Origin of the sequence: Pediococcus sp. (genome assembly GCF_003533255.1) — a bacterium.
GTDB classification, from domain to species: Bacteria; Bacillota; Bacilli; order Lactobacillales; family Lactobacillaceae; genus Pediococcus; species Pediococcus parvulus.
The window spans coordinates 23,115-48,746 of sequence record NZ_DOEM01000026.1 but is presented as its reverse complement, the minus strand read 5'-3'; the positions used below and the strand labels follow the sequence as shown (position 1 = coordinate 48,746).

General features: G+C 39.0%; 17 protein-coding genes. 12 read left to right on the top strand and 5 right to left on the bottom strand.

From position 1 onward, the window contains the following. Window position 1 precedes the first annotated feature (1 nt). Window positions 2-895, top strand: a complete 894-nt coding sequence (locus DD627_RS06255) for an ABC transporter permease (protein ID WP_260274518.1) — start codon at window positions 2-4, stop codon at window positions 893-895. 106 nt (window positions 896-1,001) lie between these two features. Beyond that, complete coding sequence (locus tag DD627_RS06250; RefSeq protein ID WP_260274517.1) at window positions 1,002-2,768, top strand: oligopeptide ABC transporter substrate-binding protein; 1,767 nt, start codon at window positions 1,002-1,004, stop codon at window positions 2,766-2,768. A 106-nt stretch (window positions 2,769-2,874) separates the two neighbouring features. On the opposite strand, the gene DD627_RS06245 is transcribed toward DD627_RS06250, so the two are convergent. Both DD627_RS06245 and DD627_RS06240 read right to left on the bottom strand, forming a co-directional pair. Then, on the bottom strand, window positions 2,875-3,777 hold the full coding sequence (locus DD627_RS06245; RefSeq protein WP_260274516.1) for a magnesium transporter CorA family protein: 903 nt from the start codon (window positions 3,775-3,777) through the stop codon (window positions 2,875-2,877). Between the two features lie 17 nt (window positions 3,778-3,794). Beyond that, window positions 3,795-5,129: an APC family permease gene (locus tag DD627_RS06240; protein WP_057783261.1), complete on the bottom strand. Its 1,335-nt coding sequence runs from the start codon at window positions 5,127-5,129 to the stop codon at window positions 3,795-3,797. Between the two features lie 256 nt (window positions 5,130-5,385). Here DD627_RS06240 and DD627_RS06235 point away from each other — a divergent pair, with 256 nt between their 5' ends. After that, window positions 5,386-7,011, top strand: a complete 1,626-nt coding sequence (locus tag DD627_RS06235) for a peptide ABC transporter substrate-binding protein (RefSeq protein ID WP_260274515.1) — start codon at window positions 5,386-5,388, stop codon at window positions 7,009-7,011. 500 nt (window positions 7,012-7,511) lie between these two features. On the opposite strand, the gene hflX is transcribed toward DD627_RS06235, so the two are convergent. Next, window positions 7,512-8,789 carry a GTPase HflX gene (gene hflX / locus DD627_RS06230; protein WP_260274514.1) on the bottom strand — a complete coding sequence of 426 codons (1,278 nt, stop codon included), beginning with the start codon at window positions 8,787-8,789 and terminating at the stop codon, window positions 7,512-7,514. A gap of 299 nt (window positions 8,790-9,088) precedes the next feature. Between hflX and DD627_RS06225 the strand changes: the two genes are divergently transcribed. From DD627_RS06225 to DD627_RS06195, 7 genes are all read left to right on the top strand, one after another. Continuing rightward, on the top strand, window positions 9,089-10,717 hold the full coding sequence (locus tag DD627_RS06225) for a peptide ABC transporter substrate-binding protein (RefSeq protein WP_260274513.1): 1,629 nt from the start codon (window positions 9,089-9,091) through the stop codon (window positions 10,715-10,717). Window positions 10,718-11,158: 441 nt separating this feature from the next. Then, window positions 11,159-12,790 carry a peptide ABC transporter substrate-binding protein gene (locus DD627_RS06220; protein WP_260267010.1) on the top strand — a complete coding sequence of 544 codons (1,632 nt, stop codon included), beginning with the start codon at window positions 11,159-11,161 and terminating at the stop codon, window positions 12,788-12,790. 366 nt (window positions 12,791-13,156) lie between these two features. Beyond that, window positions 13,157-14,785 (top strand): peptide ABC transporter substrate-binding protein, encoded by a 1,629-nt coding sequence (locus DD627_RS06215; protein ID WP_260274512.1) that lies wholly within the window; start codon window positions 13,157-13,159, stop codon window positions 14,783-14,785. Between the two features lie 123 nt (window positions 14,786-14,908). Then, on the top strand, window positions 14,909-15,838 hold the full coding sequence (gene opp3b, locus DD627_RS06210) for an oligopeptide ABC transporter permease (RefSeq protein WP_260267012.1): 930 nt from the start codon (window positions 14,909-14,911) through the stop codon (window positions 15,836-15,838). Window positions 15,839-15,842: 4 nt separating this feature from the next. Next, window positions 15,843-16,865, top strand: coding sequence for an ABC transporter permease (locus DD627_RS06205; protein ID WP_057784952.1), 1,023 nt, complete (start codon window positions 15,843-15,845; stop codon window positions 16,863-16,865). 12 nt (window positions 16,866-16,877) lie between these two features. Then, the gene (locus DD627_RS06200) at window positions 16,878-18,005 is read left to right on the top strand and encodes an ABC transporter ATP-binding protein (protein WP_057784953.1); all 1,128 of its coding nucleotides are present in this window, start codon (window positions 16,878-16,880) and stop codon (window positions 18,003-18,005) included. A 9-nt stretch (window positions 18,006-18,014) separates the two neighbouring features. Next, window positions 18,015-18,974, top strand: coding sequence for an ABC transporter ATP-binding protein (locus tag DD627_RS06195; protein ID WP_147206709.1), 960 nt, complete (start codon window positions 18,015-18,017; stop codon window positions 18,972-18,974). A gap of 52 nt (window positions 18,975-19,026) precedes the next feature. Here DD627_RS06195 and DD627_RS06190 read toward each other — a convergent pair whose 3' ends face one another. Next, a complete protein-coding gene (locus DD627_RS06190) occupies window positions 19,027-21,813 on the bottom strand; it encodes a cation-translocating P-type ATPase (protein WP_260274511.1) in 2,787 nt (928 codons plus the stop codon). 195 nt (window positions 21,814-22,008) lie between these two features. Then, window positions 22,009-22,992 (bottom strand): LacI family DNA-binding transcriptional regulator, encoded by a 984-nt coding sequence (locus DD627_RS06185; protein ID WP_260267042.1) that lies wholly within the window; start codon window positions 22,990-22,992, stop codon window positions 22,009-22,011. 173 nt (window positions 22,993-23,165) lie between these two features. Between DD627_RS06185 and DD627_RS06180 the strand changes: the two genes are divergently transcribed. Both DD627_RS06180 and DD627_RS06175 read left to right on the top strand, forming a co-directional pair. Beyond that, window positions 23,166-23,561 (top strand): PTS sugar transporter subunit IIA, encoded by a 396-nt coding sequence (locus DD627_RS06180; protein WP_260267015.1) that lies wholly within the window; start codon window positions 23,166-23,168, stop codon window positions 23,559-23,561. Window positions 23,562-23,573: 12 nt separating this feature from the next. Next, window positions 23,574-25,622, top strand: a complete 2,049-nt coding sequence (locus DD627_RS06175; protein ID WP_260274510.1) for a hypothetical protein — start codon at window positions 23,574-23,576, stop codon at window positions 25,620-25,622. Window positions 25,623-25,632: the final 10 nt, after the last annotated feature.

The following is a 25,632-nucleotide window of genomic DNA, read 5'->3' as shown; positions in this document are numbered from 1 at the left end:
TATGACAAATTCAAAGGAAACACAAGCTGTCAAAACTCCCTCAACGATGAAGGTGATTTGGCAAGAATTTCGCCATGATCGTGTGGCTATGTTTTCACTGGTTTTCACAATTGTGTTGATTTTAGGTATTTTTATCTATGCAGCAAGTTTGAATCTTGAAAAAGTGACGAATGTTAATATCTTTGCCCAGTATGATAAACCTGGACAGGATGGTTTTCTTCTCGGTGCTGATGAGGGTGGCCGTGATGGCCTGAAAATGTTAGTTATTGGAGCTCGAAACTCAATTATGATTGGTTTTGCGGTTACAGTTATTTCATCACTTTTTGGAATTATTTACGGTATGATTTCAGGCTTTTATGGTGGTTGGTTGGATAACGGGATGATGAGAATTTACGATTTCATCAATATTTTACCGGAAATCATGATCATCATTGTGTTAGTCACAATCGTCCCAAAATATAATTCTTGGACATTTATTATCATCATGTCTTGCTTTATGTGGCTAAGCACCGCCCGATTAATTCGGAGTAAGGCGTTAGCTGAATCAAAACGTGATTATGTTTCGGCTTCGCGAACGTCAGGTACCAGTGATTTTAAAATTTTGTTTCGGGAGGTCTTACCTAATTTAAGTTCCATTATTATCGTTGATACGACCCTAAGTTTTGCAGGAAATATCGGAATTGAAACAGGATTAAGTTTCTTAGGATTTGGGCTGCCTGACAGTACACCTAGTTTAGGAACTTTAATTAGTTACGCGCAGGATTCAGATGTCATTGGTAGTAAGCCTTGGGTGTGGTTACCGGCGGCTGTTATTATTTTAGTTTTGACACTAAGTATCAGTTACATTGGTCAAGCCTTAAGACGGGCAGGCGATGCTCAGCAGCGGCGTAGTTAGGTTTGTAAATTCACTGAGAGAAGGGATGCTCAAATTAAAGAGATAAAAGAGTTATTCGTTTTACTAGAGGAATGATGTAAAAAATTACATAAAAGGGGAGATACGTATGAGTAAAAAATGGAGCGTAGGTGCAGTTGCTGTATTGGCAGCACTCACTTTGGCAGCTTGTGGAAATAGCAAGTCAGCCTCAAGTACAAGTTCAAGCAAACCAACATTGCCACTTAGCTATTCATCAAAGAAATCAGCAATTAAGGGTGGTACTTTGAAGGTCGCTGAAGTTAACACAGCCGCATTTAAAGGAATCTGGGACAATGCTTTAACCACTAATGTTGAAGATGCGGACATGATGCAGTATGGGAATGAAAGTCTTTTTGCGACAGATAAAAACTTTAAGATTGTTAATGGTGGTGCTGCTAACTTAAAACTTAACCAAAAAGCTAAGACGGCAACTATTAAGATTAATCCAAAAGTTAAATGGTCAGATGGCAAGCCTTTAGTTGCCCAGGATGTGGCTTATGCCTATAAAGTTTTAGCTAATAAAGGGACTGCTTCTCAATATTATACTGGGAGTATTGCAAATATTAAAGGAATTGCTGCTTATCACGCTGGTAAAGCAAAAGATATTTCTGGTGTTCAGATTAAAAACAAGCGCACTGTAGTTATCCACTTTAAAGTCATGAAACCTGGAATGAAGACTTCTGGAAATGGTTATTTCTGGGAAAATGCGGAACCATATCACTATATCAAGAATGTACCATTTAAGAAATTGGCAAGTTCTGACCAGATTCGTAAACATCCTTTGTTCTTCGGACCATTTAAACTTGCAAAAGAAGTTTCTGGTGAATCTGTTAAGTGGGTACCAAATACTTACTACTACAAGGGTACTCCTAAGTTGAAGGAAATTGATATGCAGGTTGTTTCACCTGATTCTATTGCGGCTGCTTTAAAAGCACATAAGTATGATGTTACTTATGGACTTGGCTCCTCGACATATGGGAAGGTTAAGAACACCTCTGGGTATACATTTACTGGAAAACAGGCATTATCTTATGATTACCTTGGTTTCAACTTAGGCAAATATGATGCTAAGACTGGTAAAAATGTGATGAACAAGAACTCAAAGATGGCTGATCCAAGTCTTCGTAAAGCTATTGCTTATGCTATGAATATTGATGCTGTTGAGAAGAAATTTAGCTATGGTTTAGGTAGTCGATTGACAACCCTTATTCCATCTGCTTTCTCTAAGTATCAAGATAAGAGTGCTAAAGGATTTCCTCTAAACATTAAGAAAGCCAATGCACTTTTGAATAAAGCTGGATATAAGAAGGGTAAGGATGGTTACCGGACTGATCCTAAAGGTAAGAAGTTAACGATTCACCTTGCTGAAATGCAGGGGAATTCTAACACTCAAGCTATTGTTAAGAACTATATTCAACAATGGAAGAAGGTTGGCCTTCGCGTCAAATTGACTGACGGCCGTCTCTTGGATATGAATAACTTCTATGAAAAAGTTCAAGCCAACTCAAGTGATGTTGATATGTTCGAAGCTGCTTGGGGTCTTTCAAGCGAGCCATCACCAATGGACTTGTATAGTGAAAATGCACCATTTAACATGGGTCGTTTTGTTTCAAAAGAAAATACAAAGCTTTTGAACGATATCGATTCACAAAAGGCCTTTAACACAAGCTATCGTGTTAATGCCTTCAAGAAATGGCAAGATTACATGAATAAAGAAGCTGCTTACGTTCCCGAAATTGAAGTTGTTCAATCTTACGCAGTTAATAACCGTGTTAAGAACTTCAGTTTGAGTAATGCGACTAAGGACTCCAACTGGGCCAAAGTTGAAGTCACATCTAACAGCTTATCGAAATAAGTTTAGCCAACCCCTGAATGACACAGCTGTTAGATGAAAAATAAATAACCTACCAGAGATTAACTTGATCTCCGGCAGGTTATTTTTTTGATAATAAATACGAATTTTATACGGAATGATGATTATGCAAATAAATAAGCAAGGCCAGCATCAAAATGCCAGTGAGAACTAAGGACGCCAACCAGGCTAATGAACCATTAGCGAGTGGTAAATGCATGTTCATCCCGTAAAAGCCACTGACAATAGGGGGAACGGCCAATAAGAGCGACCAAATTGTCAGGAATCGCATAATTTCGTTCAAATTATTATTGATCAAGCGATCAAAGGTGTCACTTAATTGTTCAACACTTTCAGAAATCAGCCCAATCATTCGATCGGCTTGATTAGTTTCCAACTGTACGTTATGCAATTTACGATTACATTTTTTATCAAACGGGACATCCGTACCTTGTGGAATTGATTTAATTTCTTCAAAGCAACTGGCATTTTCCTGGATAGCCGAGCGAAGGTACACAGCATCTTGATTAATCAAAGTTAAATCATCAAGATGTTTCATTTTACTTCTTGCACTTAAATGACTTTGAATTTGGTCGGCTTGGTATTCCAGTTTTGAAACACGACCGATATACTTTCGCACGATCGGTAAAATAAGATCTAAAAGGAAAGCCATCCGCTTTTCATAACTTTGTTGCCACAACGATTCAATGGTTTCATTGATGACTTCCATTTCTGAACTGGTAAAAATAAAAAGTTTATGATCATAAAAGATTACAGAAACTGGCTCAGAATGAGACGAACCTTTTATAGGTGCCCAGAAAACCATGAGGACATAATTATTTTCCGTGCCAATTTCGATGCGTGCCGGTTCGTCCTTATCATCCACATATTCAAGCAGAGGTGCGGGAACACCAAATTTATCTATTATTTGATGCTTTTCCGATTCACTACAATCTTGAACGTAAGTTAAATCAAATTTATGTTTTTGATCTGCTGAATAGCTATTGAGCAATGTGAGAACCTCCAGTGTTAGACTTGATTTCGATAATGATGCTTACAGTAATAATATACTGGAAAACCAACTAAAACAAATACAAAGGAGAAGAGGACACCAACAATGTCAGATTGAATTTCGCTGACAATAACAAACAAAGAGCCAAGAATAGCCACAATTGGTGTAAACGGAAATAGTGGTGTGCTAAATGGTCGCTTTAAATCTGGGTTACGTTTGCGAAGAAGGAACGCACCAACAAAGGTCATGACATAGAAACAATAAACGGTAAAAATACACAATTCAGATAGCCGGTCAGCGTTGAAAAAGAGAATCATGATGGCCGAAATTGAGACCGTAGTCAAAACAGAGATAATCGGTGTCTGAGTATTTCGGTTGAGGTATGAAAGTTGTTTTGCAAAGGGTAACTCATGATCGCGGGCCATGGCATACATAATTCGCGGAAACGTCATAATTTTGCCGTTCATACAACCCACAATGGAAATGATGATCCCAATACTCAAGATTTTTCCGCCAATCGCACCAAAGTCTTTTTCTGCCATATAAGGAATTGCACCAATTCCTAGTTTGTGAATTTGAGTGGCAGGCATGCTCCGAAAAACGCCGAAGCTTACTAACATGTAAATTCCAAGGACCAATACAATTCCTAACGTAATGGCTTGAGGTAGGCGCTTTTCTGGATTCTTGATTTCATCACCTAGGTTAGCAACCAAAATCCAGCCATCAAAAGCAAATAGTGTGGCCAGAATTGCCACACCGAAATTTCCAGCTGATTGATGAACACTGGAGAAAGTTTGTGCAAAGGCGTCTTCTTTACCATAGAATAAACCAAACCAAATAAGTGCAATAACAGGAACTAATTTGCAAATTGTTGTGACAATGGCAAAAGTGGCACCGTATCGGTTGGAAAGAAGATTAAGGCCAGCAACGAGAACAACCGCAATTAGTGCAATTGGCACCGTCCAGTTTTGCGGCATGTCAAAGAAATCAACGAGGAGAATGCCAAGGTAAGCCGCTAGTGAAGCAATCATGGCCGGACCATAGATAATGATTTGCATCCAGCCAGAGAGAAATCCCCAAACCTTCCCGTAAATTTTTTCCATATAGTAGTAAAGACCACCAGTTTTAGGCATTTGGGAGGCAATCTCAGCAATGGTAAGGCCAGCAGTCAAGGTGATGATACCACCTGCAAGCCAAGCTAACATGGCATTTGTGGTGGAACCTGCATCATCCAAAACGGCGGCCTGGCGGACAAACACGCCAGAACCAATGATCGTTCCGATAACAAGTGCGAGTGCGGACCAAAGGCCGAGTGACCGGTTAAGGGTTACTTCGTCTTTTTCATTGTTCATTAAGAAAACCTCCTTAAAATTTAATTTAAGTAATATTGTAACTTAAATGTGAATTAGTCACAAGTTGGTAGACCGCTGCGTTCAAGCTTACTGCAGGTCACAAAAACAATGCGCCCGTGAAGCTGATTAGTACGCCGAAATGAGTATATTTTCATATTAATATAAAAATATGAATAAATATTCAGATATTAGTTGAAATATCCAAAAAACGTGTATATAATAAATCCTGTTAATAAAAACAGGGGAGTTAAAACGTATGAAAAAACAAAATAATTTAAAAATTTCGGCAATTGGGGTTTTAATCGCACTCACATTAGCGGGTTGTGGAAGTAAAAAGGCCAGTCAAACAGAAGTTGTGAATATGTCAACGGGGACGGAAATCACAACGCTTGATTCGTCAAAAGCGATTGATGACACGAGTTTAACCCAAATTTTCAATTTTAATGAGGGACTATACCGGATAGGAAACAAAAGTAAGATTTTACCAGGGATCGCGAAACAGGTAACGGAATCGAAGAATGGAAAAAAATATATATTTACTCTGAGAAAAGATGCAAAGTGGAGTAATGGTGATAAAGTTACGGCGCAAGACTTTGTGTATGCTTGGCAGCGAACAGTAAATCCGAAGACGGCATCTGAGTTTGCTTACCTGTACTCAGGAATTCATAACGCCGATAAAATTTCGGCAGAGAAAGCGTCAGTTAAAACGCTAGGCATCAAAGCCACTGGCAAGTACAAATTGACTGTTACTTTAGATACACCGATTCCGTATTTTAAACTCTTGATGGGATTTCCAAGTTTCTTCCCACAAAATCAAAAAGTGGTTGAAAAGTATGGTAGTAAATACGGATCAAGTTCCAAGGATATGGTTTACGACGGACCATTTATACAAAAAGGGTGGACAGGTAGTAATTTGAGTTGGAAGATGATTAAAAATCCTAATTACTGGGATAAGACCAGTGTCAAACTCACGCAAATGAATTTTCAGGTAATTAAAGATACAACTACAGGCCTGAATTTGTATAACAGCAAGAAGTTGGATGAAACAACGTTGTCTGGAAGTCAAGTTGCCCAATATAAGAACAACAAAAACTTTATGAGTCGTAAATTAGCACAGACATCATACATTGAATTTAACCAAAGCAAAAATACAGTTTTGAAGAATAAGAAAATTCGTCAAGCACTATCTTTGGCGATTGACCGAGATCAACTTACTGGAAAGGTGCTTGCTGATGGCTCTGTCTCCGCAACAGGTTTTGTTTCAAGCGGTTTGATGACTGACCTCAACAACGGAAAAGATTTTGCTGCAGAAGCTTCCGTACCTTCAGGTGTTTCATATAATCTGCAGAAAGCTAAAAAACTCATGGCAGAGGGTCTGAAGGAAGAAAACAAAAAGACTTTAACTTTAGACTTACTGAATAATGATAGTGACGTGGGTAAAAAAGCATCTGAGTTTTTACAATCTGACTGGAAAAAATTGCCGGGGGTTAAAATCACTTTGACGAATATCCCGTACAAGTCATTTTTAACTGATGAAGCCAACAAGAAGTTTGATCTAGCTCTGTCAGGTTGGGCGGCTGACTTTTCCGATCCAATTTCATTTCTCCAAATTCTAACTTCTGATAATGCGCAGAATAATGGGAGCTGGAAGAATGTAGCTTTTGATAAGGCAATTGAAAAAGCTGATACTACCGATGCCACTAATCCTGAGAAACGATTTAAGGATATGATTCAAGCGGAGAAAATTTTGATGCAGGATCAAGGAGTAGCCCCGATCTATCAGAGTACGCAAGCACAACTGTGGAATCAGAATGTGAAGGGTCTTGTGCACAACTCGGCAGGCATTTACTATGATTATAAGAACCTCAATGTCACGAAGTAATAAAAAATCGTTAGCTATTTAGTTTGGTATTCGCGGTATTTTTACCAAATTCAAAGTTAACGATTTTTATTTGTCTAAAGGTTGAAACCACAAAAACTTATCTTGTTGCTGCGCATTATTAAAGCAGCAAACGTTTTTAATCCGGAGGTGATTGGTCTCAAGGGGGAAATTATCCTTAGTAATTCATTACTTAGGATAAGGCCGAGTTTAAAGACAAGTGTTCCTCTTGGCTTCAAATCGTGCCCACTATTACACATAAGGGTTAGTTTTCGTGCCGAAAACTTCAATGTTTCATACGATGTCGATTCTTGTGGCAAAAATCAGCCGCAAGAACTCGCACCCCGTTCCAGACCAAGTGAGCCGCAGGATGGCAATTAAACTACTGCTTTTGAACCAAGTCGTTTAATACTAGTTATTGAAGTGATTTTGATACATTCAAACTTTAGTTACTTGTTCAAAAAAACAACTACCACAGTTTTCTGCAGTAGTTGTATTAGAACTTATTCTTCGACTTCGGCCACCAAATAATCATGGAAACGTTGGTAATCCTCACTGCTTAACTCCGCAGTAATTTCGGTCCCCTCAGCCTTGTAGTCTGTTTTTAAAACGTTAGTGTGCTGATTAAGATAATCCACAACTTGTCCTTTATCAAATGGAATTAGAAAGGTGGCTTCACGATAACCAGTAAGGACTTTTTGTTTAATCATGTTGGTTAACATCACTAGCGATCGTTTATCCTTTGCAGAATAAGTAATTTCTTCATTACCTTCTAGGGTTGGAAAATCTACGCCCGCCATGTCGGCTTTGTTGAATGCCACAATCATTGGTGCCTTTGTCACACCAATTTCTTGCAAAGTATCGTTCGTGGTCTGAATCATCTCTCTGAAATGGGGATCAGAAACGTCAACCACTTGGACCAAAAGATCTGCTTGAGCTGCTTCTGCCAAAGTGGAACGGAATGCTTTAATCAATTGATGAGGAAGATGACTCACAAATCCAACTGTGTCACTAAGTAAAAGTTGTTTTTGATCTGGAAAAGTAAGTTTTCGGACACTTGTATCCAAAGTTGCAAAGAGCATATTCTTTTCGAAAACTTGTTTCTCATCACTTTCACCATACATCCGAACTAACCCATTCATGGTGGTGGACTTACCAGCATTTGTGTAACCAACTAAAGCGACGCTGGGTAAACCAGTTTGATCTCGTTTTTGCCGTTGAACAGCGGACGAAGTTGTCATTTCTTTCAACTCGTGATTTAAATTGTTAATCCGTTGCTGAATGGTTCGCCGGTTCATTTCGAGTTTTGTTTCACCAGCACCACGGTTGGTATAACCACCACCAGCATCACCCGCCGATTGTTGATCAAGCCTTTGTGACGAACTAGTTCGTAATCTTGGCATCTGATAATTGAGTTTGGCAATTTCTACTTGGAGTTTTGCTTCGCGTGATTTTGCACGGTTAGCGAAGATTTCCAAAATTAAACCAGTACGGTCAATTACAGAAAGCTTAGATTCTTGTTCCAAATTACGAATTTGGCTGGGAGAAAGTTCCGCATTTACGACCAATGTTTGTACATCAATGCTGGTACCTAATTCATGAAGTTCAACGACTTTCCCACTACCAAAATAGGTAGCTGGATTGGGACGGTCTAATTTTTGAATGACTTTTTCGGTTGCTTCCATATTGTTTGCTTCAACCAAAGCTGCTAATTCCTGCATGGCATAATCCAAGTCTTGATTAGGCAGCTCTAGGCCGGCGATAATAACTTTTTCGGTCATAACTAACACCTCGAATTCTTTAATACCCCAAGTATAGCATAGCTGCCGGGGTTTATAAGGGAATACGTCCTATTCTACCCGTTAATAAGTTTCTCTATAATGTGTAAAGAATGAGAGAGCCCTTTTTTATGAAAACTGGGTTGCCAGCAATTTGACGAGAAAAAATAGAGACACGTTAATATTATTAAAAATAAATTAGTAAATTCTATTGTATTTAATATTCGTTTAACCTATAATGAGGTCGGCTTTTGAGAAGAAGTACATATGTACATATATATAAATAAAAGGGGTAATAGGTTATGAAAGTAAAATCGGCTGTTAAGCTAGGAGCAGTTGCGTTAGCTTCGACTTTTGTATTAGCTGCCTGTGGATCTAAAACAAGTAGTGCCAAGAAATCAACAGTAAACTTTATGGAATCATCTGAAATTCCAACTATGGATACATCGAAAGTTACTGATGTTGTTGGGATGACACAATTGTCCAACTCTGAAGAGGGAATTTATCGTCTGGGTAAAAACAGTTCTGTACATAATGCTTTAGCAACGAGCACGAAAGAATCTAAAGACGGTAAAACTTGGACATTTACACTTCGTAAAAATGCAAAGTGGAGTAATGGCGACAAAGTTACCGCTCAAGATTTTGTTTATTCATGGCAGCGAACAGTTAATCCAAAGACTGCTTCTGAATATGCATACTTGTTCTCAGGAATTAAGAATGCTGATAAGATTTCAGCAGGAAAGGCTAATTACAAGACCTTAGGAATTAAAGCTGATGGTAAGTACAAGTTGACGGTTACTTTGGATCGACCAATTCCATACTTTAAGTTATTAATGGGCTTTTGTATTTTCTTCCCACAAGATCAAAAAGTTGTTGAAAAGTACGGTTCTAAATACGGAACTGCTTCTAACAAGTTAGTTTATGATGGTCCATACAAACAAGTTGGTTGGACTGGAACAAACTTGAAATGGAAACTTGTTAAAAACCCGCAGTACTGGAATAAGAAGAACGTTAAGATGGACACCATCAATTATCAAGTTGTGAAGGATTCCTCCACTGCATTAAACCTTTACAATAGTAAGAAACTTGATGTGACAACTATCACTGGTAGCCAAGTTGCTCAGTATAAGAACAACAAGAATTACGTTCTTCGTAAGGAAGCTTCCACATTCTATCTCCAGTTGAACCAAAAGAAAGACAAGTTCTTTAAGAACAAAAAGATTCGCCAGGCTGTTTCAATGTCAATTGATCGTAATCAGTTAACATCTAAAGTTTTGGCAGATGGTTCGCAAAATCCTTTAGGTTATGTTTCAACTGATTTAGCTAAGAATCCTAAGACTGGTCAAGACTTTGCCAAAGAGGCCGAAGTTAAATCAGCGGTTACGCAGAACTTGACTGAAGCTAAGAAGTTATTAAAGGAAGGCTTGAAAGAAGAGGGTATGTCTAGTCTTAAGTTTACTTTGATGGCTGATGATACACCTGCTGGTAAGACAACCAACGAGTTCTTGCAGTCACAAATCGAAAAATTGGGTAGCAATGTTAAGGTTACCGTTCAAAACATTCCATTTAAGACTCGTTTAACAGATTCTAGCAATGGTAAGTTTGATGCCGTTGTTACTGGTTGGGGCGCTGATTTCTCTGATCCAATTTCATTCTTACAATTATTTGTAACAGGCAACGCTCAAAACAACGGCGACTGGAGCAATAAAGAGTACGACAAGTTGATCAAGGCTTCTAACACCACTGATGCCACAAATCCTACAAAACGTTGGAGTGATATGGTTAAAGCTGAAAAGATCTTGATGAACGATCAAGCAATTGTCCCAATTTATCAACAAGCAACGTCACAATTGTGGAGCAGCAAAGTTAAGGGTGTTATTTACAACACTGCTGGTAACAACTTTGATTACTCGAAACTTTATGTAAAATAGGTTAATAAAAAAATAATTTTTAAGGTTATTGAAACTGTAAAAGGTTTTGATAACCTTTTTTAGTGGAAAATCTTGTTAATTTTCAACTTTGATTTTTCGAAAATATAACCGGTAAATTAGTTTAATATAGATTAAACGAAGATGAGTGAATTGCCTAACCCGGTTGAACTTATGAAACTGTTTAACTATGAAAATAAGATATTAATCAACTAGAAAAAATTTTCATAAGAAAATATGAACCGCTTCATTAGTAATTGAGTGTGACGTAGAGTAGGTTCAGGAACAGTAATAGTTGCTATTATTTGTGAATTAAAAATCAATTAAATAAAATTAGAGATTCTTAGTTGCGTTTAATCTTGTTTTAATGTACAATGATAACAACTTTTGAGAACGAAAGTAAAAATGATGTTAAGTAGTTAATTGGAAAAGGAGTGTTAGTGTATGCAAATCAAATCCGCAGTTAAGCTTGGCGCGGTTGCGTTAGCTTCAACTTTTGTATTAGCCGCTTGTGGATCTAAAACAAGCGATAGTGCAAAGAAACAATCTGTAAACTTTATGGTGGCATCTGAAATTCCTACTATGGATACCTCTAAAGTAACCGACACAATTGGTTTAACTCAGTTAGCCAATACTGAAGAAGGACTTTATCGTTTAGGTAAAAACAGTTCCGTTCACAATGCATTAGCAACAAAGACAGTTGTTTCCAAAGATAAAAAGACTTACACATTTACATTACGCAAGAATGCTAAATGGAGTAATGGGGATAAAGTTACCGCTAAAGATTTCGTTTATTCTTGGCAACGTACTGTAAATCCTAAGACTGCTTCCGAGTATGCTTATTTGTTCTCTGGCATCAAGAATGCTGACAAGATTGCAGCAGGTAAAGCTAATTACAAGACATTGGGGATCAAAGCCGATGGTGATTACAAATTAACGGTTACCCTTGATCGTCCAGTACCTTACTTTAAGTTATTGATGGGATTTGCACTCTTTTTCCCACAAAACCAAAAAGCTGTTGAAAAATATGGTTCAAAATACGGGACAGCTTCAAACAAGCTGGTTTATAACGGACCATACAAGTCTGTTGGTTGGACCGGAACTAACTTGAAATGGAAGTTAGTGAAAAACCCTCAGTACTGGAACAAGAAGAACATCAAGATGGACACTATTAATTATCAAGTAGTTAAAGATTCATCAACTGCTTTGAACTTATATAATAGTAAGAAACTTGACGTAACAACGATTACTGGTAGCCAAGTTGCCCAATACAAAAACAACAAAGCTTACAAGTTACGTAAAGAAGCTTCAACATTCTACCTCCAATTGAATGAAAAACGGAGCTACTTTAAGAACAAGAAGATTCGTCAAGCTGTTTCAATGTCAATTGACCGTAATCAGTTAACATCTAAAGTGCTAGCTGATGGGTCACAAAATCCTTTGGGTTACGTTTCAGCTGGATTAGCTGAGAACCCTAAGACAGGTCAAGATTTTGCTAAAGAAGCACAAGTTAAATCGGCTGTTACCCAAAACCTCACTCAAGCTAAGAAGTTATTAAAGGAAGGTTTGAAAGAAGAGGGGATGTCTAGCCTTAAGTTTACTTTAATGGCAGATGATACACCTGCTGGGAAAGCAACCAACGAGTTCTTACAATCACAAATCGAAAAATTGGGTAGCAACGTCAAAGTTACTGTTCAAAACATTCCATTCAAGACGCGTTTGACAAACTCGACAAATGGTAAATTCGATGCTGTAGTTACTGGTTGGGGTGCTGACTTCGCTGATCCAATTTCCTTCTTGCAACTCTTTGTTACTGGAAATTCAAACAATAACGGAAGTTGGAGTAACAAGGAATACGATAAGTTGATCAAGGCTTCAAGCACAACTGATGCCAACAACGAAGAAAAGCGTTGGGACGATATGGTTAAAGCTGAAAAGATCTTGATGCAAGAACAAGGTATCGTACCAATTTATCAACAGGCTGCTTCACAATTGTGGAACACGAAGTTGAAGGGTGAAGTTTACAATAGTGCTGGTATTAACTTCGATTACTCTGGTCTTAATCTTACAGAATAGTTCAAATTAACAACTTAATTAAAAAACTGAGGGGAAGGGCGTGCTTTTAGTCGCTCTTCTCCTTAATTTTTCCTAGATGTGATCTCTCTAAGAATTGTGTGGGTAAAATTGCCGAAAGTTTCAACTTTATAAGAAATTTCATGAGGTGAAAATGAGCAATTTTAAAAATGTAACAAAAAGCGCATACATTCAAAGATAACAAGCTTTCATGATGGACAATTATTGGCAAAAAGGTCCGTTATTCTTAATATAATTAGAACAAGCAATTGAATTTAATCTTCTTCTAATATATAATGAGAACAACTTTTGTTAAGAAAGTACATACAATGAAGTCAGTTAAGATTTCACAAAGGGGTTGGAAAAATTATGAATGTCAGATCAGCTGTGAAGGTTGGGGCGGTCGCGCTAGCTTCAACATTCGTACTAGCTGCGTGTGGATCCAAGAATAGTAGTTCGTCAAAAAAATCAGTTAACTTTGAAGAAAGTGCTGAAATTGCTACTATGGATCAGTCGAAGGTTACAGATGTTGTTGGGTTTACTCAGTTAGGCAATACGCAAGAAGGACTTTACCGATTAGGTGCTAAAAGTAAAGTCAACAATGCACTTGCTACGAGTACGAAAGAATCAAAGGATGGCAAGACTTGGACCTTTACAATTCGTAAAGATGCTAAGTGGAGCAATGGCGATCCTGTAACTGCCAAAGATTTTGTTTATGCTTGGCAACGGACAGTCAATCCAAAGACAGCTTCCGAATATGCTTACTTATTCTCAGGAATCAAAAATGCCGACAAGATTGCTGCTGGTAAAGCAAGCTATAAGACATTGGGCATTAAAGCAGATGGCAACTACAAGCTGGTTGTTAGCTTAGATCGCCCAATCCCTTACTTCAAGTTGTTGATGGGCTTCCCAACATTCTATCCACAGGACCAAAAAGTTGTTGAAAAGTATGGTTCTAAGTACGGAACATCATCTGATAAGCTCGTCTACGATGGTCCATACAAGCAAACTGGTTGGACAGGAACTAACTTGAGTTGGAAACTTGTTAAAAACAACAATTACTGGGATAAAAAAGATGTCAAGATGGATACCATCAATTACCAAGTTGTAAAAGATGCCAGCACTGGTTTGAATCTTTACAATAGTAAAAAACTTGACGTTGCAAACATCACTGGTAACCAAGTTGCCCAATACAAGAACAACAAAGATTACGTTTTGCGTAAGCAATCCTCAATGTTCTATCTTCAATACAATATGAAGAAAGAAAAAGTATTCCGTAATGCTAAGATCCGAAAAGCTATTTCCATGACAATCAACCGTAAACAGTTGACTAGCAAAGTTTTAGCTGATGGTTCTGGTAATCCTAAAGGCCTTGTTTCAACTGGTTTAGCAAGTAATCCTAAGACTGGCGAAGATTTCGCTTCTGAAGCAGAAGTCAAATCAGCAGTTAACCAAAACCTGACAGAAGCTAAGAAATTAATGGCTGAAGGACTTAAAGAAGAGGGCAAGTCAAGCTTGTCATTTACACTTCTTGGTGATGATACAGCTTCTACTAAGCAAATCACTGAATACCTCCAGTCACAAATTGGAAAATTACCAAATGTGAAAGTTAGTCTTCAAAACATGCCATTCAAGACCCGTTTGACAAACTCATCAGATGGTAAGTTTGATGTTGTTCTTTCTGCTTGGGGTGCTGATTTCTCTGATCCAATTTCCTTCTTACAGTTATTTGTTACCGGAAACGCTCAAAACAGCGGTGGTTTCAGCAACAAACAATATGATAAGTTGATCAAGGCTTCAAATACTACCGATTCTACTAATCCTGAGAAGCGTTGGGATGACATGGTTAAGGCAGAAAAGATTTTGATGAACGAACAAGGAATTGCACCAGTCTTCCAGCAAGCACAATCACAGCTTTGGAGTTCTAAGTTAAAAGGTGTTGTCTATAACAGTGCCGGTGTTAACTTTGACTACAAGAATTTGAATCTGACAAAATAATGCGGCATAAAATTAAGCGTTAATTTTGGACGAAGGGTAAGGGTTCGCGTAACTGCTGACTCTTACCCCTTTGTTATAAAGGCAATGTTGGTTTGAGATAGGAAAAGATAGGGAGGAATATAAATGGCAAGATATTTAGCAAGACGAATCTTTTATCTGGCTTTAACGCTGTTTTTGATTGCAAGTATCACCTTCTTCTTAATGAAGCTGATGCCCGGAACACCGTTGAATAACCAGGCAAAACTAACACCACAACAAATCAAAGTGATTTATGAGCATTACGGTTTGAATAAGCCGGTTTGGCAGCAATATGTAAGTTATATCCTAGATGCTGCTCACGGTAACTTCGGATTATCATTCCAATTTAGTGATCAACCTGTATCTTATTTGATCTCAAGCCGAATTGGACCATCCATGCAGTTAGGTGGTCAAGCAATGGTAGTTGGTGTCGTTGTCGGAATCGTGGTTGGCTCATTGAGTGCCATCCGTAAAAACACATGGATTGATGGAACTTCAACATTTATTTCTATTTTAGGAATTTCAATCCCAAGTTTCGTGTTAGCTATTTTACTTCAGTACTATTTAGGACTGAAGTTACAGCTTTTCCCAATTGCTGATTGGGGCGGTTTCTCATACACGGTGTTACCAACGTTAGCCCTTGCGGCTTCACCATTTGCTGAAACTTCACGATTTGTTCGAACAGAAATGGTCGATGTTTTGGGGAGCGACTATATTGAACTTGCTCGTGCAAAAGGTCTCAGTCGAATGGGAATTGTTTGGCACCATGCGTTACGAAACAGTTTAATTCCATTGGTTACAGTTATCGGTCCTTTGACAGCTGCTATCATGACTGGTTCCATGGTTGTTGAAAACATCTTCTCTGTACCTGGTATTGGTGAACAGTTTGTTAAGTCTATCTTGGTTAATGATTATCCAACCATCATGGGTGTGACATTGCTCTATTCAGCATTGCTATGTGCGATCTTGCTTTTAACTGATTTGGTTTATGGAATTATTGATCCACGAATCCGAATTACTGGGAAAGGGGAATAAATAAATGGAAGAAAAAATGAACTTAGCACCGGACGCATTTGAGCCGGTTTCCAAAAAAGATGAACTAGATGATGAAAAAATTGTTGCCCCTTCTCGGACTTTTATTCAGGATGCTTGGCGGCGTCTTCGTCAAAATAAGGCTTCTTACGTTTGTTTATGGATCCTTGTTGTAATTGGGTTAATTGCCTTTACTTCACCGATTACAGCTTCACACCCAAATGTGTCTCATCCAAACTACGCTAATTTACCACCTAAGATTCCTGGTGTGAATATTAACGGTTTGAACGGAACGACAATGGTTGCCGGTAAGCGAGTTGATGCCTACAAACAAAATAATGTGCCAAGTAAAATTCATTATACTTTGGGAACTGACTACTTAGGTCGTTCTCTTGCAGAACGTATTTTACGAGGGACTTTGGTTTCATTATTAATCGGTTTATTTGCTACCCTAATTGATTTGATTGTGGGTGTTGGGTACGGGGTTGTCTCGGCCTGGAAAGGTGGGATAACGGATATTATCCTGCAACGGATTATTGAAGTTATTTCATCTGTACCAAATATTGTTATCATGGTCTTGTTAATGCTTGTTTTAAAGGGTGGTATGTTACCAATTATTTTGGCAATCGCCTTTAATGGGTGGACCACAATGGCCCGACTCACACGTGCACAAACGCTACAGTTAAAGTCACAAGAGTATGTGTTAGCGGCACGAACGCTAGGTGAATCAACCTTTAAAATTGCGGTCAAACATTTATTGCCCAACCTTTCAAGTGTCATTATTATTCAAACAATGTTCACCATTCCATCAGCTATTTTCTTCGAAGCTTTCCTAAGTTATATTGGGATTGGTATTCAGGCTCCAACTGCTTCGCTAGGAACGTTGATTAGTGATGGTCAAAAGAACTTCCAGTTCTTACCATATCAAATGTGGTACCCCGCGATTATGCTTTCAATTATTATGATTGCGTTTAATATTCTCGCCGATGGTTTGCGTGATGCGTTTGACCCTCGGACAGCTCGTAGATAGGAGGAAGATACAATGGAAAATGCAGATGAAAATATTCTGGAAGTAAAAGACTTAACCATTGACTTCCATACCTATGCAGGTACGGTTAAGGCGATTCGTGACGTTTCTTTCCATTTGAAAAAAGGAGAGACTTTAGCGATCGTTGGCGAGTCTGGTTCTGGTAAAACAGTTACCACCAAAACAGTTATGGGATTACTAGCCAACAATGCTGAAGTGGTTGAAGGTACTGTGAAGTTTCGTGGGAAAGACATTTTAAAAATGTCCCAAAAAGAATTGGAAGATATTCGTGGGAAAGATATTGCGGAAATTTTCCAGGACCCCATGACTTCATTGGATCCCACAATGAGAATCGGTAAACAGATTGCCGAACCATTACGTATTCATAAAGGCTATAGTCGTGAAAAAGCTAACAAACAAGCTCTTGAAATGCTTAAGTTAGTTGGGATCACTAATGCTGAAGAACGAATTAATGATTATCCGCATCAATTTTCAGGTGGTATGCGTCAGCGAATCGTGATTGCGATTGCGCTTGTCTGTTACCCAGAAATTCTGATTGCTGATGAACCTACTACTGCTTTGGATGTGACGATTCAGGCTCAAATCTTGGATTTAATGAAGGAATTGCAGGAAAAAATTTCGACTTCAATTATCTTTATTACCCATGATTTAGGGGTTGTTGCCGGTATGGCTGATCGTGTAGCTGTTATGTATGCTGGAAAAATTGTGGAATATGGGACGGTTGATGAAATCTTCTATAATCCCCAACATCCATACACATGGGGCCTACTAAACTCAATGCCTACCTTGGATACTGCCAAAGGAAAACTGGAATCTATTCCAGGAACACCTCCAGATTTGTTGGATCCACCAGCAGGTGACCCATTCGCTGCTCGTAATCCTTATGCTATGAAAATTGATGAAGAAAAAGAACCACCATTTTTCAAAGTTTCGGATACGCATTATGCAGCAACTTGGCTCTTGCATCCAGATGCACCACATGTTGAGCCTCCAGTAGAAATTAAACGTCGTCAAGAGGTTTACAAGGAGCGATTACAGGAAGGTACGATCAACCAAGGTCATATTCATTCCACAGGTAATACAACTTTTGGAACCGATGATGATGACGCAATTGGCGAGTAAAGGAGGCTAATCATGGATACACGAGAAAAAATTCTAGAAGTAAAACATTTAAAGCAATACTTTAATGTTGGAAAAAAAGATGAAGTACGTGCCGTTGATGATGTTTCCTTTGATATCTACAAAGGTGAAACTTTCGGGTTGGTTGGTGAATCTGGTTCAGGTAAAACCACTACTGGTCGTGCCATTATCCGTTTGTTGGATCCTACTGATGGTCAGGTCTTATTTAATGGTCGTGATGTGGCTTCATTGAAGAGTAAATCTGATATGATGGCCTTTCGTCGTGAAATGCAAATGATTTTCCAAGATCCATATGCTTCCTTAAATCCTCGTATGAAGGTTAAGGATATTGTGGCAGAAGGAATTGATATTCATCATTTAGCTAAAAATGATAAAGACCGAACTAACCAGGTAGAAGATTTGCTTGAAACTGTTGGTTTGAACCGGGATCACTCTAGTCGTTATCCAAATGAGTTTTCTGGTGGTCAGCGTCAACGGATCGGAATTGCCCGAGCGTTAGCGGTTCAACCTGATTTCATCATTGCTGATGAACCAATCTCTGCTTTGGATGTTTCCATTCAGGCTCAGGTTGTTAACTTGATGAAGGAATTGCAAGAACAAAAAGGGTTAACTTACTTGTTCATTGCACATGATTTATCAATGGTTAAATATATCAGTGATCGAATTGGTGTTATGCATTATGGTAAATTACTTGAAATTGGACCTGCTGAAGAAGTCTATAACAATCCACTTCATCTTTACACGGAGAGTTTGGTTTCGGCTGTTCCTCAGCCAGATCCTGAGTTTGAACGTAATCGCCGTCAGGTTGTTTACGATTCAACACCAGAGTTTGATGGTAAGAAGCGCCAAATGGTAGAAATCACCCCTGAACATTTTGTTCGTGCTAGTGAAGATGAGTTAGATACTTATCGCAAACGAGCAACAGATGCAGGGTTGAAACCACTTATCTAAATACAAATACGAGGTCAGGCAAAGACATAATTTTTGCCTGACCTCGTTTTTTTTACCATATTTTGATTTTAAAAAGTTCTTTTAGACCAGACAGCACTAGGGTCGGGATCGCGGGTAAGAAAATCACTGCGATGTAGATTTGCCAGTTAAGCATACTGGTCCCCATAAATGTGTTGAAAAATGGAAGCATCGTAATTGCCAGTGAGGAGATTCCTGCAAACAATACAGCGGCCAATAAATAGGGGTTACTGAATGGATTTCGGCGGAATAATGTGTGGGTACTTCGAGCGTCAAACACATGCCATAATTGACCAAAAACTAGGGTTAAGAATGCCACGGTTTGTGCTTCATTGACCTGCATGCCAGATTTAGCGGCCCAATAGAAGGCAATAAAAACGGACAACCCCATTACCACGCCGCGAATCATCACTCTTGATAACAGGTGATTAGCCAACAGGGATTCATGGACATTACGTGGTTTTACAGCCATGACATCGTGTTCAGCATCATCGTAACCCAGTGCAAATGATGGCAGGGAATCACTGATCATATTAACCCACAGCACCATGATTGCAGTTAGAGTGGGAGTTAATTCGGAAATGTGGCCAATTGAATGGGTTATGAAAAACGTGCCCAACAAAATTGACAGGACTTCCGCAACGTTAGTAGTGAGTTCCTGACGCATGAAATTTTTAATGTTTGCAAAAATGGTCCGCCCAGCAGCGACTGAGTTTTCAATTGTGGTAAATTGATCATCCAGTAAAATGAGATCAGCGGAGTCTTTAGTGACTTCGGTACCGTTGATTCCCATCGCAATGCCAATGTCTGCAGCACGTAAGGCTGGTGCATCATTCACGCCATCACCAGTCATAGCGACAACTTGATCGTGTTTTTGCAGAGCATTAATAATTCGTTGTTTATGTTCTGGTGAAACGCGCGCATAAACCCGAATGTTTGGGACCACTTCAAATAGTTGCTCATCAGACATTTTTTCTAATTCTTGCCCTTCAATGACGCGAGCTTGTTTGTCCTTGATAATACCAAGACGATAGGCAATAGCGCGAGCAGTTGCTGGATGATCGCCGGTAATCATAACAACTTCAACAGAGGCTTTATGCAAGGTCGCAATTGATTTTCGAACTTCTGGTCGTGGAGGATCAATAATACCTGCAATCCCAAGGAAGGTGAGTTGATCTTCCAGTTCCGTTTGTGTGGCATTAAGGGCTTCTTCTTTGGTTAAAGTCCTACCAGCCACAGCAATGGTGCGCAGCGCATCATTCGCATAGTTTAAAACCTGGTCTTCTAAGGTTGCTTGAGCTTCCTTGATTGGAACAGATTTGCTGTCCAAAATGACGTCGGTTGTGTGTTGCATAATGACATCGGGAGCACCTTTAGTAAATAATTTATAGTTATTACCAATTTTAACGACTGTGCTCATCATTTTACGTTCACTTTCAAACGGGAAAACACGCAGAATATCATAATCTTGATCGCCTGTTTGACTGAGTAGATTGGCACGTGAAATTTTAGCTTTATGACCCAGAACCACTAAGGAAACATCGGTTGGGTTGCCTAATGGCTCGTAGTGACCTTTCTCATTGCGTTGGATTTGAGATTCATTATCCAAAATCGCACCTTTGATAAAAGGAATATAATCTGATTCTTGGCCTATTTCACCATCTTCAATCGAGGTGATTTCACCAACTGGATCATAACCATTACCATCCACCGCGAAATTAATCCCATTTGCAAAAAAACGGGTAACTGTCATTTCATTTTTTGTGAGGGTACCGGTTTTATCAGAAGCTATAAGGGTTGTGGCTCCTAAGGTTTCAACACTACTAAGGGACTTTATTAAACCCCGATTACGAGCTAGCACCCGTGCACCGATTGTTAAAACAATAGAAAGGACGACCGGCATGGAATCCGGGATAGCTGCAACGGCTAACGCGATGGCCCCAGAAACACTATCCATCAAAGCTGTAATAGGAATTGTACCGGTATTAAGGTATTCTTTTACTAAATCATAGGTGATCGCAATCACCACAACCCCAATTGCGGCAACCATTAAACGCTTGGTCAACTGAGTAATATTTTGTTCGATCGGCGTTTTTTGTGTTTTGTTTTGTTGGAGCAGATCGGCAATTTTTCCGAGTTCTGTGTGGGTACCGGTTGCGGTTACGACACCCAGACCACTTCCGTTAACAACGGTTGATCCCGAAAAGCCCATGTTAGTTCGGTCGGCGAGGTCGGTATTTTTAGGAAGGACTTTGGAGTCTTTTTCAACGGCATCAGATTCACCAGTTAAATGAGATTCATTAACTTGAAGTTCATTCACTGAAAGCCACCGGAGATCAGCTTCGATGAAGTCTCCCATTTTAACATCGACAATGTCACCGGGGACAAGTTGGCTTGCGTCAATTTTTTGCCAGCTTTGGTCGCGTAAGACGTTTGCTTGATGTTGGGAAGCCGAACTTAAAGCGTCTAATGATTTTTTCGCACTTAACTTTTGCCAGTAAGTTAGACCAGAATTGATCAAAATGACAATCAAAATCACAATTCCTTCATAAACTGAGGAAAGTGCATGGGCAGGATCGTTCTTCGCAAAAAAATCATAGCTTGCACTGATTAAAGTCAGTCCAATTGCGATCCAAAGAATGATGATGATCGGTTCTGTTAAAGACTGTAAATAAACTTTTAAAGCGGACTCATGTTTTTCTTGCTGTATTTTGTTGGGGCCATATTTAGTTAATCTGGCCTCTACCGATTCAGTTGTCAAACCATCATGACGTGAAGTTTCAAGCTGTTTGACAACATCTTTGCGTTTCTGTGAATACATGGGTACATGCCTCCTTGGGTAATGTGTCTGCGTGCAGTTCTGTAACGAAATGGTTATCCTGTTGCCATTATTCCAGGAAAAAGAACGGTTCGTCAACTGAAACGGGTTAGCAAAAACAAGAGTTAAAAAAGCGCATTAGATTTTGAACATGCTATGCTCAGAATCTAATGCGTTTTTTGCTATTCTTGCTTATTTTTAAACGCTACTCTTACGGATAATTAGTGAAGTGCCAATGGTCACTTTACGTGGTACCATATCACGTTTTTGAAATTGTTCATTTAAAAGGTTAAACGCGGCTTTTGCCATGCCATATCGAGAAATATGAACCGTACTTAAACTTGGATTTACGTATTTGGCAGATGTAATATCATTAAAGCCAATAATTGATACTTGCTCTGGAATTGTAATTCTTTGTTCAGATAGAGCTCGCATTGCGCCAATTGCAATCGCATCTGAGCCGATTAAGAAGGCCTTAGGTAACTTTGAACCTAGAGTATGGATAATTTCTTGCATTGCTTGATAGCCGGACTCAGCCGTGTATTCTTCGGCGATAAAGAAGTAGTCCGGATTAAAGACTTCTTCACATTCTAGGAAACTCTTTGCTAAGAACCGTTGGGGATCATTTTCATAGGTGATCAAATGATGATGGGAACGTTTGGCCACCAAAATACCGATTTCACTAATTCCCTTATCTAATAGGTGATTAGTGGTTCTGGCTACGGAAGAGGTGAAATCGGTAACGACACAGTCCAAATTATCTAAGAGGGTGTCAGTGCTTACAAACACAATTGGTTTTTGTAAGCCTTTTAAAATCTGAATGGTTTTCTTACCAAAAAAGCCAACTGCAATGATGCCAATATAGGATTGAGCTTCAAGTTTCTTAGCGTCATAGTCACCTTGGAAAAAATGTTTAAAACGATAATTACTGTCCGTTAAGCGATTATCAATTGCAATGCGTAATGACATGAAGTAAGCATCATACAATTCTTCGGATTCTTTATAGGAAAGTACGACTGCAATAGTTCCGTTGGTTTTGTGTTTTGTTTTGTATTTGTCGTAAGAAAGCTGTTCGGCTGCTTCAAAAATATTTTTTTGAGTACTTTGGCTCACTGAAAGGGTCTGGTCACCATTTAAAACTCGTGAAACAGTTGATTTGGAAACGCCAGCTAACTTGGCAATATCATTAATCGTTGCGATAAAATCACCTCATTTTTATAACCATTTAAGTATATGAGAATCTTTAGGCTTTCACAAGTGATTTTTTGCAAGGGCTTACAAAGCTAAAAATGTGTGTAAAATATAAATTGTAAAAATAAAAAAGTTTACTAAACTAATTAGGAGATGTGCTTAGAATGAAATTATTATTAATGAGTCACGGCAATATGGCGATTGAAACGTTAAGAAGTGCGGAGATGATTTTGGGACCAATTAGTGGTGCGGCAGCAATTGGATTGCAGCCTAATCAAGGCCCAGAAGATTTACAAGCAGCTGCCGAAAAAATTATTGCAGATAATCCAAATCAAGAACCGGTTGTGGTTATTGTTGATCTGTTAGGTGGAACCCCTTCTAACGTGGTTGTTCGTTTAATTGCCGCTCATCCAGATTTACAAGTGGTTAGTGGTTTAAACTTGCCAATGGTTATTAACTATGCCAACCAAATGATGATGGGGGATGGCTTTGACAAATCAGTGATGATGAACGAGGCTAAAGCCGGTGTGATCGACGTTAACGCTAAATTAAATGAATAATGAGGACATGAAATGACAGCAAATTTTAAGTATTCACTTCGTTTTACGCTTGATCCCGAAAGTTGGGATGCTAAAAAAGAAGCAAAGTTGCTGGATTTCTGTAAGAAAGGTCGCATTGATGATGTGGCCTTTTTTATAAATCCAGAGGAATTAAATCAAAGCCATTTAGATGAAAAACAGAATCGGGTTTGGCTCAAAACCATTCAATCCGTAAGTTTAAGCCTAAAAAAGTTGGGGATCACAACCAGTCTGAATCCATGGACCACACTGATGCATAGCGATCGGGGCCGCAAGATAAATCCGAAACTTGGTTTCAGCACAATGGTTGATTATCAAGGAAAAAAAGCTGAATCCATTGCTTGTCCTGGCGACCCCATTTGGCAGAACTATATTGCCGATTGTTATCGCCAGTTCGCTAGCATTCAACCTAATATGCTTTGGGTAGAAGATGATTTTCGCCATTATAACCACACACCCTTAAAGCTTGGCTGTTTTTGCGATCGGCACATGCAAATTTATAATCAAAAGCTTGGCAAAGATTTAAGCCGAAAAGAGTTTATCAAGCTTGCTTTGCAGAAAGGAAAACCAACCCAGGAAAGATTGGTTTATTTGGAGACGGCCCAACAAGAAATGATCCAGGTTGCAAAAAAGATTGCTGAGGCTGTCCGCCGCGTTTCGCCACGGACCAAAATTGGGTTAATGAGCTCTTTTCCTAACTGGCACGCTATAGAGGATCGTGATTGGTCCGGTCTTTTTAACGCATTCAGTGGTGCGCATCCGCGGGTAAATCGTCCCCATTTGCCGGCCTATAACGAAGTATCACCATTGAAATATAGTCGCGATTTTGAAGTGTTTACCAGAACTACAGCTGCGTTTGTGTCTAATAGTCCACAAAGTGAATTTTATCCAGAATTGGAAAATTATATGTATTCGCCATTCGCTAAATCCAATCGGTTTATGCAATTTCAGCTGGAAAGCACGGTTTTAATTGGCGCATCGGGAATCTTTTTGAACTTGTTTGACATGATGGGAAACGGAATTGATGAAAGCTATCACTATGCACAGATGTTGTCTGATTCTAAAACGTGGCTAAACCATGTCAGTGATTCAAAGACACGATTAAATCGGGCACAGCTCAGTGGCGTCATGGTGCTGATGGATCAAAATTCTGCGCAAACAATCCATACGAGTCAGGGAAAAGATCCTGAAGAATTGTTACCCAATGAGACCAACTGGCTATCCTTATTTGGTAGTTTAGGGATTGCCAGTTTTCCTCAATCAGATGCACGTAAAACCCAGTATCATGACCAAACAATCGCAATAAGTGGTCAATTTTTACGTAATTTAAATAACGAGCAAATCAGTCAATTGTTAAAAGACAATACGGTATTTTTGGATGGCGAATGTGTGCAGGTCCTTCTCGACCGCAAGTTGGCGAAAACATTATTGAGTGTTGATGAAGGTGAATGGTATCAGGCTCGCACAGGTTATCAGTCGTTTGAACAGGCTAATGGACAAACAATTGATGGAATTGAAAATCCCCGAATTACCATGTTACGGCATACTGGTGATTACTTGCAGCTAGCGTACGCCGAGGATGCCCAACTTGAGGTTATCTCAAATGCTTACAATGAATATCATAAGTGTCTCGGGCCGATGATGACTGTGATCAATGAGCGTACTTTTATCTTACCCATGAACACGGATCCCAAGTATGGTTGGGAGTCCCAGTATTATTCAATTAAGGAAGGCCTATTCAAACACTTTTTAGAGAGACACACCCAAGTTAGTTTTGCTGTTGAAATGCCAGGTGTCAAACTGGTCACAGAACAAAAAATTGGGTTTAAAGTATATCTTTCAAACTTCACAATTGATGATCAGCCTAAAATAAAACTACATTTAGCAGAACAATACCAATTTACACACTGGATTTTGCATGCAAAGAATGGTTCAGATCTAAAGGATGTTTCGATTCACTGCTCATGGGACACTAATGGGATTGGTACAATTGATTATTCTCTAAAAGGATTGGAGACCATTTTGCTAGAAGCAGAAGTTTAGTAAAATTTAA